The 12,257-nt window shown below is 53.3% G+C and carries 12 protein-coding genes and 1 tRNA gene; 2 read left to right on the plus strand and 11 right to left on the minus strand.

The genetic code is table 11. The features are described from left to right. Positions 1-14 precede the first annotated feature (14 nt). The 7 genes from AC8GE9_RS14950 to tyrS all read right to left on the minus strand — a co-directional run bounded on the left by AC8GE9_RS14950 (position 15) and on the right by tyrS (position 6,624). Positions 15-105, minus strand: a tRNA-Ser gene (locus AC8GE9_RS14950). Between the two features lie 52 nt (positions 106-157). Next, positions 158-1,558, minus strand: coding sequence for a Fic family protein (locus AC8GE9_RS14955; RefSeq protein ID WP_506677953.1), 1,401 nt, complete (start codon positions 1,556-1,558; stop codon positions 158-160). Positions 1,559-1,705: 147 nt separating this feature from the next. Further along, a complete protein-coding gene (locus AC8GE9_RS14960) occupies positions 1,706-2,329 on the minus strand; it encodes a riboflavin synthase (RefSeq protein WP_506677954.1) in 624 nt (207 codons plus the stop codon). Positions 2,330-2,337: 8 nt separating this feature from the next. Continuing rightward, a complete protein-coding gene (gene ribD / locus AC8GE9_RS14965) occupies positions 2,338-3,537 on the minus strand; it encodes a bifunctional diaminohydroxyphosphoribosylaminopyrimidine deaminase/5-amino-6-(5-phosphoribosylamino)uracil reductase RibD (RefSeq protein ID WP_506677955.1) in 1,200 nt (399 codons plus the stop codon). Positions 3,538-3,539: 2 nt separating this feature from the next. Continuing rightward, complete coding sequence (nrdR, locus tag AC8GE9_RS14970; protein ID WP_506677956.1) at positions 3,540-4,010, minus strand: transcriptional regulator NrdR; 471 nt, start codon at positions 4,008-4,010, stop codon at positions 3,540-3,542. Between the two features lie 51 nt (positions 4,011-4,061). Continuing rightward, entirely contained in the window at positions 4,062-5,306 is a 1,245-nt protein-coding gene (glyA, locus tag AC8GE9_RS14975; protein WP_506677957.1) for a serine hydroxymethyltransferase, read from the minus strand. A gap of 91 nt (positions 5,307-5,397) precedes the next feature. Next, complete coding sequence (gene tyrS, locus AC8GE9_RS14980; protein WP_506677959.1) at positions 5,398-6,624, minus strand: tyrosine--tRNA ligase; 1,227 nt, start codon at positions 6,622-6,624, stop codon at positions 5,398-5,400. 201 nt (positions 6,625-6,825) lie between these two features. On the opposite strand from tyrS, the gene AC8GE9_RS14985 reads away from it, so the two are divergent. Together AC8GE9_RS14985 and AC8GE9_RS14990 are read left to right on the plus strand one after the other, a co-directional pair. Continuing rightward, the gene (locus tag AC8GE9_RS14985; protein WP_506677960.1) at positions 6,826-8,292 is read left to right on the plus strand and encodes a M23 family metallopeptidase; all 1,467 of its coding nucleotides are present in this window, start codon (positions 6,826-6,828) and stop codon (positions 8,290-8,292) included. Between the two features lie 15 nt (positions 8,293-8,307). Next, positions 8,308-9,441, plus strand: a complete 1,134-nt coding sequence (locus AC8GE9_RS14990) for an anhydro-N-acetylmuramic acid kinase (protein ID WP_506677961.1) — start codon at positions 8,308-8,310, stop codon at positions 9,439-9,441. 21 nt (positions 9,442-9,462) lie between these two features. Here AC8GE9_RS14990 and erpA read toward each other — a convergent pair whose 3' ends face one another. From erpA to rpsI, 4 genes are all read right to left on the minus strand, one after another. Next, the gene (gene erpA, locus AC8GE9_RS14995) at positions 9,463-9,831 is read right to left on the minus strand and encodes an iron-sulfur cluster insertion protein ErpA (RefSeq protein ID WP_506677962.1); all 369 of its coding nucleotides are present in this window, start codon (positions 9,829-9,831) and stop codon (positions 9,463-9,465) included. 99 nt (positions 9,832-9,930) lie between these two features. Continuing rightward, positions 9,931-10,671: a DUF6776 family protein gene (locus AC8GE9_RS15000; protein WP_506677963.1), complete on the minus strand. Its 741-nt coding sequence runs from the start codon at positions 10,669-10,671 to the stop codon at positions 9,931-9,933. A gap of 10 nt (positions 10,672-10,681) precedes the next feature. Beyond that, entirely contained in the window at positions 10,682-11,743 is a 1,062-nt protein-coding gene (gene argC, locus AC8GE9_RS15005; protein ID WP_506677964.1) for an N-acetyl-gamma-glutamyl-phosphate reductase, read from the minus strand. A 120-nt stretch (positions 11,744-11,863) separates the two neighbouring features. Continuing rightward, positions 11,864-12,256 carry a 30S ribosomal protein S9 gene (gene rpsI / locus AC8GE9_RS15010; RefSeq protein ID WP_481934701.1) on the minus strand — a complete coding sequence of 131 codons (393 nt, stop codon included), beginning with the start codon at positions 12,254-12,256 and terminating at the stop codon, positions 11,864-11,866. Between the last annotated feature and the right edge of the window lies 1 nt (position 12,257).

A 12,257-nucleotide genomic window follows, 5' to 3' on the forward strand; every position in this document is an offset into this window, starting at 1 on the left:
TCTTCATCATTTACTGGCGGACAGAGGGGGATTCGAACCCCCGATACGCTTTGAACGTATACACGCTTTCCAGGCGTGCGCCTTCAACCGCTCGGCCACCTGTCCGTTTTCACTACAGCCCGTTATTCTAGCATTAACGGGGAAAAGACAGCATTCGCTAAGCTTGATTGTTGTGCTTTTCATGCCAAGCAGAAAATTCCAAAGGCCGGATGCCAAAACGAATGACATTGCCTCGATGCAAGGTTTTAAATTCGCCATGTACCAGTTCGATGAAATGCTCCTGATCTTCCTTCTTGACAGCGATAGGTATTCTATGGCGAACAGCATCAACAGTCGCAGGTTCATTGTGACGCACGATGGCCGCGACGACTTCGCTTAACGCCTGCCGATAGCGCAGCCGAAATATGTCAGGCGGCACGAGATTTTGTTTCACCGCTACGTACTGTTGACATGAGCGCTCGTAGGCCCAGACAAACACATCCCGGAGCAGCTCGATACGATTTAATTCATATACGCCGAGCATGGCGTCCACATAAGCCTGCTGCGGCACATCAATGAAAGATAGAGGGCACAGGTTATGTCGGATAAAGGGAATATTGGCTGCCAATCGAGACACTCGCTTGTTCACATCCTCGAAAGGCTGTAAGTAAGGCAAATGCACCATGAGAAAGAAAGACTGTTCAAACGGATCGTGAATTTCCGCGGCCATTTCTATAACAATACCGAACAGCTCTTCAAGCCTTTGGGGCAAGGCGACAGGTAAATAGACGCTTCCCCCAATTTCTACCGCCCGATTGCGGATACGACCGCAGGATAAGGGGTCGGCCATCAAACTATCTGATAGAAAAGCATGCAACGAAATAATGACGTCCGTCGTCAGATTGGCATGGTCGGGATTACGCACCAAAAATTCAATCGCATCTTTGTGATTCAGGATCATCTGCGTTTCCAACGCATCTTTACCTTCAGCAGCTTGACCATATTCAATCAGCCGTTCGGTATCGAGGCGGCTATACGTATTCCCCTCAAGCTGTGAAGAAGCCCAAGAAAGATCCACGAGCAAACGATTAAGAATGTCTCGGGCAAAGGTGCCTGCAGGGGTGTGGCCTGCGGGCGAGCGTCCTATGGCGTGCAACTGATCGCGAAGACCTTTTGACAGGTATGCGGTTTGGTTTGGATGGTATTGCTCCAGAAATTGCAGCTTGTAACCGACGGGTAGGCGCAACTGGCGAGGCTGGCGAACGTAGGCTTTAATCTGCTCGCCCTCTGTTGAGGTTGGGACGTACTCATCGTCAGAAGTGTGCTCCCTGAGTTTTAACTTTTTTACGATTGGTACATTGACCAGTTTTGGAATGACGCAATAACGCACAGCGCGTGCTTCCCCAGTCATCTGCACTTGACCTTGCTCTATCAGCTTAGCCAAACGCCGCTGCAAACTTCTGAGCGGCAAGCCGCCTCCGAGGAGCTGCAATAGCGCACGAATACCAATACCCTTCTGATGCTCTGATATCAATTTGATCAAGTGATTCAACTCATCTTTCGATGTGAATCGTGGCATATCTTTCGCTCCATGAGACCGGTCAATAAAAATATCGCGCCATTTAACTGTCGCAATAAAATTATAACGACAAATAAAGTGGCGCGATATAGGGTATTGCGTCAAAATGACTGAGCAGACAAGCCGAGCACTCACCTACCATCAAGGTCAGACGATATTTTTATAGTTGAGCATCCTCTCGCAGTACCGGGCGATCGTATCCACCTCGAGGTTGACCCTCTCGCCCACCTTGAGGTGCTGCAAAGTCGTCACCGCAATCGTGTGCGGAATCAAATTAATACTGAATTGCGTCCCACCCGCCAAGTCCTCAACACGGTTGACGGTCAAACTCACACCATTAACCGTAATCGAGCCCTTGTAGGCTAAAAATGGACCTAAGGATGCAGGCGCTTGCACAACCAGCTCCCAAGACTCGGCTACTGGCTCAAACTTAATCACCTCGCCCAGACCATCCACGTGACCAGAAACAATATGCCCACCAATCTGGTCACCAACCCGTAAAGACTTTTCAAGATTAACTGCGCCTTGAGCGTCCAGACCCATCGTCAGTCGCAAGCTTTCACGCGACACATCGACGGCAAAACCCTCAGCGTGCTTAGACACCACCGTCATGCAAGCACCCTGAATCGCAATCGAGTCACCCAAGCCGACATCACTTAGATCCAAGCCACCCGCATGAATAGAAATATGAACACCCGCATCGGCCTGGCCACCCGCAAGCGGTTCTATTTTTTCAATGCGACCCACGGCCGCGACGATCCCAGTAAACATTAGAGTGCTTATCCTGTGCTGTGTTCAGTCAAATGGATTTTCTGCATGAGTTCACGCCAATGCTCTGGCAGTCGCGCACGCAAACGAACGTCAGGACCGAGTTGCTTGAGCTCTATAAACTCAAAGCGTTGCACGCCCTCGAGCTTGGTCAGTGTGGGCAATTGCGCCATGCCCATCCCCTCACCTAACAAGGTCGGGGCCAAGTACACCAGCAGCTCATCGACACAGTCGGCATTGAGGAGTGCGCCGTTCAATCCCGAACCCGCCTCGATATGCACTTCATTCGCTTCGTGCTCCCCGAGCCATTGCATCATGGCACGCATATCGACGCGTCTTCGCAGACGACCACCGCCGGAGGGCGCAACGTCTTCGGGCACGTAAACCACCTGCACGCCACGGTCCATCAAGCGCGCGCGCTTTTCTGCGTTTTGATCGCCCGTAAAAATAATCGCCCCTTCACCCTTGAGGATGGTGGCATCTTCGTGAATGTCAAAACCCGGATCAATCACGGCTCGACGTGGCTGTCGCGCGGTCGCCACATGCCTGACCGTCATCTGAGGATCGTCTGCGCGCACCGTTCCAATCCCGGTAAGCACCACGCAACTGCGCGCGCGCCAGTGATGTCCGTCCGCACGTGCTTCTAGCCCTGTGATCCATTGCGAAACACCGTTGGACAGTGCGGTTCGTCCATCGAGCGAGGCGGCGATTTTCATCCAGACATACGGGATACCTCGCGTCATTCGCGAAACAAATCCCGGATTGATGGCGAGCGCAAGATCCGCGCACACCCCCACATTGACCTCGATACCTGCCTCACGAAGCATGCGCATTCCACGCCCTGCCACCTGAGGATTGGGATCGAAGTGTGCAAAGACGACGCGCGCAGGTCCCGCAGCAATCAACGCATCGACACACGGTGGGGTGCGACCATGATGACTACAAGGCTCGAGCGTGATGTAGACCGTCGCACCTTCGGCAGTCAAGCCGCGAGCGCGCATATCTTGTAGAGCCATCACCTCTGCATGATGCGAACCCACCGCTTGCGTCGCCCCCCGCCCAAGCACCTGTGCATGACGTACGATGATGCATCCTACGCGCGGATTGGGTGAGGGCACATACAGCGCACCCTCAGCGAGCGCGAGCGCCTGGCGCATAAAAAATACGTCTTGATCGGGATTGCGTGCGTCGACGGGTTGAGAGGATTTCATAATCAAGTTTTGCGCAGCACAGGAGGACCCTGCATCTCGCGAATCGCTTCGACAAACTCACCAATGTCTTCGAAACTTTTGTAAACGGAGGCAAAGCGCACGTAGGCCACTTTGTCGAGCTTTTTTAATTCATTCATGACAAGTTCGCCCAAGAACTCGGTCGAAACCTCGCGCTGCCCGCTGGTTAGCAAGCGTTCCTCGATGCGAGCCACCACTGCGTCGACCTCTTCCGTGCTGACAGGACGTTTACGCAAAGCCAAAGACAGACTTGCACGAAGCTTTGAAGCTTCGTACTCATTTCTGCTGCCATTTCTTTTGACGATTGTCGGCATCTCAAGCGCAGCACGCTCGTAGGTTGTAAAACGTCGATCACAGGAGTGACATCGTCTGCGTCGACGAATAAAGTCACCCTCATCCGCGCCACGCGAGTCGATGACTTGTGTATCAGCATGCCCGCAAAAGGGACATTTCATGAAGTCGCCTTGATCAAAATACTCAGGGCAACGCGCTGCGCTGCCCGCTGATTAACGGTAAACCGGAAACGATGCTGTCAACGCATTCACGCGCTCACGCACCGATTTGATGTTCGCAGGGTCACGGGGGTTGTCAAACACGTCCGCAATCAGATTGCCTGTCAGTTGTGCTTCCGTTTCCTTAAAACCGCGCGTGGTCATCGCAGGCGTACCCAGACGGATACCGCTTGTCACAAATGGCTTTTCTGGGTCGTTCGGGATCGCATTTTTATTGACGGTGATGTGTGCTTCACCCAATACTGCTTCGGCTTCTTTACCTGTGATGCCCTTGGCGCGCAGATCGACCAGCATGACATGACTTTCTGTGCGACCAGAGACAATACGTAAGCCACGCTTGACGAGTGTTTCAGCTAAAACTTGTGCATTTTTCACCACTTGTGCGGCATAGGCCTTGAACTCAGGCGTTGCAGCTTCACGGAAAGCCACCGCCTTAGCAGCGATCACATGCATCAACGGTCCACCTTGAATCCCGGGGAAAATAGCGGAGTTGATCGCCTTTTCATATTCGGCTTTCATCATGATCACACCACCACGAGGGCCACGTAAAGATTTGTGCGTCGTGGAGGTGACAAAATCAGCATGGGGAACTGGGTTGGGATATGCACCACCCGCAACCAAACCTGAATAATGCGCAACGTCGACCAACAACAAGGCGCCACTGTCTTTTGCAATGCGTGCCAGACGCTCAAAGTCCATGCGCAACGAGTAAGCCGAGGCACCTGCGACGATCATCTTTGGCTTTTGGGTCTTGGCCAGCTCTTCGACCTTGTCGTAATCCAACACCTCGTTCGCATCCAAACCGTACTGATGAAAGTTGTAAAGCTTGCCGGAAGCATTGACCGAAGCGCCATGCGTCAAGTGACCACCCTCCGCCAAACTCATGCCCAGCACTGAGTCACCTGGTTTCAGGAAAGCCAGATACACAGCTTGGTTGGCCTGTGAGCCGGAATTCGGTTGCACGTTTGCCGCCTCAGCACCGAACAAGGACTTGAGACGATCAATGGCGAGCTGCTCAACAATATCCACATACTCGCAACCACCGTAGTAACGCTTGCCGGGATAACCTTCGGCGTACTTATTAGTCATCTGAGTACCCTGCGCCTGCATCACGGCAGGGCTGGCGTAGTTTTCGGAGGCGATCAGCTCGATGTGCTGCTCTTGCCGTGTGTCTTCTTTTTGAATGGCGGACCAAACTTCAGGGTCAACGCGGTCTAACGTGAGTGTGCGATCAAACATAGCAATCCTGGCAAAATAAAAGGACGAAAACCGAATGGGTATAGTGTACTGCGATGCGCCAGACTAGATGGCACAGACCGCCAAGGGTAGATTAGGCGACAGTCACGCGGGCAAACTTGCGCTTTCCGACCTGAATCACATAAGTACCTGCACCGAGTTGCAAAGACTTGTCCTCGACTCGGTCACCATCCACCCGCACCCCGCCTTGCTCAATATTGCGCTGAGCCTCTGCACCCGAGGTCACCAGCGCGGCCTCGCGCAATAACTTCAAAATCCCGACTGGGGCGCCCGCAACGGTGACTTCTGGCATGTTTTCAGGCACAGCGCCATCCCGGAACCGCGCTTCAAAAGCCCCCAATGCCGCCTCGGCCGCCGACTGGGAGTGAAAGCGCGCCACGATCTCCTGACCCAACATCACCTTGGCATCCCGGGGATTACGACCCGCCTCGGTCTCTGCACGTAAGGCGGCCACCTCTTCGATGCTGCGAAAAGACAGTAAATCGAAGTATTTCCACATCATCGTGTCAGAAATCGACATGATTTTGCCGAACATCGACTCTGGGGTTTCCCCAATTCCGATGTAATTATTTTTGGACTTGGACATCTTTTCGACGCCGTCCGTGCCTTCAAGCAAGGGCATGGTCAAAATACATTGAGGCTCTTGTCCGTATTCTTTTTGCAGCTCTCGACCGACCAACAGATTAAATTTCTGATCCGTTCCACCGAGCTCTAAATCAGATTTGAGAGCTACCGAGTCGTAACCTTGCATAAGCGGATACAAAAACTCATGCACCGAAATCGGCACACCTGATTTAAAGCGCTTGGTGAAATCATCACGCTCCATCATGCGCGCGACCGTATAGCGGGATGCCAGCTGGATCATCCCGCGCGCACCCAAGGGATCGCACCACTCAGAGTTGTAACGAATCTCTGTACGCGCAGGATCCAGCACCAAGCTTGCCTGCGCATAATAAGTACGGGCATTTTCCTCAATCTGCTCCCGCGTGAGGGGGGGACGGGTTGAATTTCGCCCCGACGGATCGCCGATCATGGACGTAAAGTCGCCAATCAGAAAAATAACGGTGTGGCCAAGGTTCTGCAACTGGCGCATTTTGTTGAGCACGACAGTGTGCCCAAGATGAATGTCAGGTGCCGTAGGATCCAAGCCCAGCTTGACTCTCAGCGGTATCCCCGTGGCTTGACTGCGTGCGAGTTTTTGTGCAAAGTCGGTCTTGACCAACAACTCATCGCACCCTCGCTCGACTATTCGCAAGTTAGCTTCTACTTCGGGGGTAATAGCGTATTTTGTCGTCAACATAAAAGAAGTAAGCCAATTTGGTCGGTGAAAGTGACAAAAAAGCTGTTTGATCGCTAGAAATCGGCTAACATACTTTTTTACAAGATTGACATCATACGCAAACTAATCTTGCTCTGCCACGCAAAATCCGGCACGAGTGTGGTGTTTAAGCATCGTTATCTGTAAACAAGTACCAAACTCAGTACAGAGGATTTCCACCTGATGCGTTTTAAGAATCACTCGACATCTAAACCTAGCTTCGCCCCAGCGGCTTTACCGCTGTCCGGGCAGCAAGAGAGTCGCTCAGGCTTGGTGCGAGGTGTCGTGATCAGTTCTGCGCTGGTTTTAGGGTTGGGTGCGGTGGCCTTTGGTTTCATGCAACCCTCGAGCATGGACGCCTCCACTGGCTTATCCGGTGTTAATACTGCGATCAAAACCGAACCAGTCGCTCCAGAACAAAATCTTGTACTGAATATTGTTCCAGTACCCGCACCAACCGAAGCCATAGTCACCGAACAAGCAGCAGAGGAAACGCCTTACATTACGGAAACGCGTATTCGCTCTGGAGACACACTTGCGACTGTTCTAAAGCGCCTGGACGTTTCGGACGCCAATTTACTCAGCTTCCTGACACGTGAGCCCAAAGCGCGTTCGGTCTACAAATTGATTGTCGGTCGCTCGGTTCAAGCCGCCACGGATGACAATGGTGATCTGTTGTGGGTGCGTTACTTCCATACCCCTAATGCCGAAACAAATGGCCCGAGCATCGCAAAAACACTGCAAATCACCGCCATCAAGGGTGGGTTTGTAGCCGAAGAGCTCCTGCAGCCTTTAGAAACGCACATCGAAGTTGCCGTTGGCACCATCCGCTCTTCTTTGTTCGCAGCGACTGATATTGCTGGCATTCCCGATGGCATCACTTTGCAAATGGCCGACGTACTGAGTAACAAAGTCGACTTCTTGCGTGGCCTGCGTACAGGCGATCAGTTCCGTGTGGTGTACGAAACTCGCACAATCGGCGGTCGTAACGCTGGAACAGGTCGCGTTTTGGCGCTCGAGTTTATCAACGGCGGAAAGATCTATAACGCCGTTTGGTTTAGCCCCGATGGCGAAACTGGGAGCTACTACAACCTCGAAGGTGAAAGCTTGCGAGGCGCCTTTCTGCGCAACTCGCTTAAATTCTCACGTATTAGCTCAACCTTTGGTATGCGCAAACTACCTGGCTTACAAGCTTGGTCTGGCCACCACGCCGGTGTCGATTATTCCGCCCCCACCGGAACCCCGATTCACGCGACAGCCGATGGCACCGTCGATTTCGTGGGGTGGCAAAATGGCTATGGCAACACCGTCATCCTGAAGCACCATAGCAGGATCACAACGCTCTATGCTCACCAGAGTCACTTCGCTGCGGGCCTCAAGGCGGGCATGAAGGTCTCGCAAGGTGATTTGATTGGCTACGTTGGTTCGACGGGTTGGTCGACCGGCCCCCATCTACATTACGAATTCCGCGTCGCAGACAAGCCTATCGATCCTCTGACTGCCACGGCAAATATGCCAACGGCTAAACCGCTCGCCGATGAACATCGCGAGCAATTCGCTCAAGTTGTGGCCCCTTTTAAACAGCAACTGCAAGTGCTCGCCAAGTTTCAGGAAGCCGTGCCCGAAACCAGCAGTATTGCGCTTCGCTAACGGATTCACGTCCTCTTGGCAGCGACTTCGCTCTACCTAGGGCTCATGTCCGGTACAAGCCTAGATGGCGTTGACGCTGTACTTGCGCGCTTTGATTCGCAAGGTCGTCCGACCTTGCTCTCTCGCTCTTCGATCGATTTCCCGCCCGCCCTGCAAGCCGAATTGCTCGCCTTGAATGCGAGCGGTCATGACGAGCTTGGCCGCGCTGCACTCGCTGCTAACACGTTAGTGAAGCTTTACGCTCGAGCCGTCGAACATACCCTTGCTCTGGCCGAGGTTTCGCCCAAGCAGGTTTCTGCGCTCGGAGCGCATGGTCAAACTGTCAGGCATCGACCTGAGCTCGGCTATACCATTCAACTTAACGCGCCTGCCCTTCTCGCCGAACTCACCGGTATCAGCGTGATCGCTGACTTCAGAAGCAGGGACGTGGCTGCTGGTGGTCAAGGTGCCCCGCTCGTGCCCATTTTCCATGCCGGTATTTTTTCTGCACCGCACACGCGCGTGATCGTAAATCTTGGCGGTATCGCCAATATCACCGTCCTCAGACCTCAGCAGCCCCCCTTTGGATTTGATACGGGTCCCGCCAATGTGCTGATGGATATGTGGTGCGCTCTGCACACAGGTCGCAGCTTTGATCAAAACGGTACCTGGGGTGCTGCTGGAGAGCCTGATAGAGACTTACTCTTAGTTCTCCTTGGTTCGGAGCCCTGGTTCGCACAGCCTGCCCCAAAATCGACAGGGCGAGACTTGTTTAATCGTGAGTGGCTCGAAAAGCGTCTGACCCAATTTGGGATTGATACCCATCAACCCAATGCGCTCACGGACACTGAAAAACAAAATATTCAGGCAACCCTGCGGCGTCTCACCGCTGAGACGGTTGCACAATGCTTACGCAGGTATGCGAGCGATGTGCAAGAAGTCTTGGTTTGTGGAGGCGGTGCACGCAATACGGCACTCATGTTGGACTTACAAAGGTTGATACCCTGTCCTGTACGCACCACGCAGAGCGTGGGCATTGAAACACAGGATGTGGAGGCACTCGCTTTTGCTTGGCTCGCTTGGGCACATCAACATGGTGTCGCTGCGGGCCACCCAGCCGTCACCGGAGCGGCAGGTCAGCGCATACTTGGCGCCTGCTGGCCCGCCTAGACGATCTAGGCTGCCAGCACTTTAGACCGAGAACGACGATCCGCATCCACAGGTCGTCGTCGCGTTTGGATTGCGAATGACGAATTGTGAGCCCTCGATGTCTTCTTTGTAGTCAATCTCAGCACCAACCAAGTACTGGAAACTCATCGGATCAACCAGCAAGGCCACACCATTTTTTTCCAAGGTCGTGTCATCATCGTTGACGTCCTCGTCGAACGTGAATCCGTACTGAAAACCCGAACAACCGCCACCCTGAACAAACACACGGAGCTTGAGGTTGGCGTTGCCTTCTTCAATCAGCAGGTCTTTGACCTTTGCCGCAGCAGAATCAGTGAACAGAATAGGCGTAGGGGGTGCCTGAAGATCAACAGTTTGGCTCAATGTGCTCATGTTTGGCTCCTGCCCTGCTAAAGGGCAACTTTCTAAATAAATCTGATGTCGGACATACCCGACTAAGTTGCTCAACTATACCGCAACTCTACGCTGAAACTAAAGATCAACCTTGCGCGAAGCAAGGACAATCTCACCCGATAAAATACTCACCACCACAGAGGTTGGCTGAAAGTCCCTCGGTAGGGCAAGCACACCCTGACTGCGCTGAAATTGGTCAAAACTTAACTTGAGACTATCCTCTCCCTGCGTCGCCGCACCAAGCGTGTTGAGAGGGGATTTCGAAGTGCTGACATTCATTACGCGCTGCGAAGGCTCCAACACAGCCGTCACCTCTTTACCGTCTTTGAGGCCACTCGCCACAAACTGCAGGCGACCATTGAAGCGTTCGCCTGGCTTGCCACTGCGCATCAGCAGCACTCTGAAGGCAAGAGTCTGATTCTGCTTCTCGAACTCGACAGCACGCAAAGCGATTGCACCTTGCGGACCTGGAGGCAAAAGCTGTTCGTAAAACGCCAAATGATCCTTGGACCGACCCAACTCCTCCTGCAGAGTCGCGAGACTTTTTTCGAGTTCGGCGCGTGCCGCTTGCTCGATGGTGAGCGCGTTGCGCACTTGCTGGGCGTGCGTCAGAGCCTCGGCAACTTGGGCCTCCAGATCCACGCGAACTTGTGCCTGCAAGGCTTGCTGCGTGCGTGACTGCAATGCCAGCGCATCCGACCCTGAGCGCTGAGTTAAAAATACACCCGCACAAAGGCCGGCTGCAATCAAGGCAAACGCCCCCAACATCCAAAACACAAGCGTTTTGAAAGGAAACCTGCCTTCAGGAGGGCCGCTCAAGACAAGGCCCTCAAGGCAAGATCGCAACCTGATTCAGACCGACCGTATCTGGCAAACCAAACATCAGGTTCATGTTTTGAATCGCTTGACCCGCAGCGCCTTTGACGAGGTTGTCCTGCACGACCAAGATAATCAGGCGATCGCCATTCCCCGGACGATGCAAGGCAATACGCAAGGCATTGGAGGCACGCACCGAACGAGTATCTGGCAAACTACCTGCAGGCATGACGTCGACAAACGCCTCATTGGCGTAGCGCTTTTCAAATAGGGCCTGAAAATCGGTTTCGCGCGCCTCGGGCAAAATGCGCACATAGATCGTGCTAAACATGCCGCGAATCATCGGCACAAGGTGTGGCACAAAGGTCAGTCCCACCGAAGTCCCAGCCAGGCGATCCAGCTGCGCTTTGATTTCGGGATGGTGGCGGTGGCCGGCAACGCCATAGGCTTTGAAGTTGTCGCTCGCTTCGGAAAACAACATACCGACTTCAGCCTTGCGGCCAGCGCCACTGACACCGGACTTGGAGTCAGAAATGATGTCCGAAGTATCGATTAAAGGTTGACCACCAAGCAAAGGCGCCAAACCCAACAAAATCGTCGTGGGATAACAACCTGGATTGCCGATGACGCGAGCCCGCGCAATCTCTTCGCGATTGAGCTCCACCAACCCATACACGGCCTCATCCAACACCTCGGGGCACGTATGTGGAATCTTGTACCAATGTTCAAACGTCTGAATGTCCTTGAGACGAAAATCCGAAGCCAAGTCAATAATGCGCACTCCCGCAGCAAGTAGCTCCTTGGCCTGACTCATCGCCACACCATGCGGTGTCGCAAAAAACACGACATCACAACCCGTCAAAGGCGCCTTGTCTGGAGAAGAGAACGCCAGACTGACATGTCCTCTCAGGTTGGGAAACATCTCAGCCACAGGCATCCCGTCTTCTTTGCGGGAGGTGATCGCATGGAGGTCAACTTGGGGATGCTGGGACAAAATACGCAACAGTTCGACACCGGTATAACCCGTGCCGCCCACAATGCCAACCTTGATGCGTTTTGTTGATGTTTGTGTCACGCGTGTGCTCCTGTGAATCCGCCGCAAACGGCTGCACGATTAGAATGATGCCAACATTATCCCATGAGTACAAAAAAAACAGACCGCTTACGCGGTCTGTTTTTTTTCTGGCATGCGTCATTAACGCTTGCTGAACTGTTTCCGACGACGTGCTTTGTGGAAACCAACTTTCTTACGCTCGACTTCGCGTGCATCACGCGTGACAAAGCCTGCTTTAGACAGCGAGGGCTTGAGTGTTGCATCATAGTCAATCAGCGCACGGGTAATACCGTGACGCACTGCGCCCGCTTGACCGCTTTCGCCGCCACCGTGCACATTGATATGAAAGTCAAACGACGCAGTGTGACCTGTCAACTCAAGAGGCTGACGCACCACCATGCGACCTGTTTCGCGAGCAAAGTACTCGTCAACGGGCTTGCCGTTCACGACGATCTTGCCTGCACCTTTTTTCATGAAGACGCGAGCCACCGAAGTTTTGCGGCGGCCGGTTCCGTAATTCCAATTACCGATCATG

The sequence above is a fragment of the Zwartia lucis genome (assembly GCF_965234455.1).
Taxonomy (GTDB): domain Bacteria; phylum Pseudomonadota; class Gammaproteobacteria; order Burkholderiales; family Burkholderiaceae_B; genus Zwartia; species Zwartia lucis.

Bases quoted from the DNA above. Each gene is read 5' to 3' on its own strand.
- AC8GE9_RS14955 (WP_506677953.1), bottom strand. From the start codon at position 1,558: ATGCCACGATTCACATCGAAAGATGAGTTGAATCACTTGATCAAATTG.
- AC8GE9_RS14960 (WP_506677954.1), bottom strand. From the start codon at position 2,329: ATGTTTACTGGGATCGTCGCGGCCGTGGGTCGCATTGAAAAAATAGAA.
- ribD (WP_506677955.1), bottom strand. From the start codon at position 3,537: ATGAAATCCTCTCAACCCGTCGACGCACGCAATCCCGATCAAGACGTA.
- nrdR (WP_506677956.1), bottom strand. From the start codon at position 4,010: ATGAAATGTCCCTTTTGCGGGCATGCTGATACACAAGTCATCGACTCG.
- glyA (WP_506677957.1), bottom strand. From the start codon at position 5,306: ATGTTTGATCGCACACTCACGTTAGACCGCGTTGACCCTGAAGTTTGG.
- tyrS (WP_506677959.1), bottom strand. From the start codon at position 6,624: ATGTTGACGACAAAATACGCTATTACCCCCGAAGTAGAAGCTAACTTG.
- AC8GE9_RS14985 (WP_506677960.1), top strand. From the start codon at position 6,826: ATGCGTTTTAAGAATCACTCGACATCTAAACCTAGCTTCGCCCCAGCG.
- erpA (WP_506677962.1), bottom strand. From the start codon at position 9,831: ATGAGCACATTGAGCCAAACTGTTGATCTTCAGGCACCCCCTACGCCT.
- rpsI (WP_481934701.1), bottom strand. From the start codon at position 12,256: ATGATCGGTAATTGGAATTACGGAACCGGCCGCCGCAAAACTTCGGTG.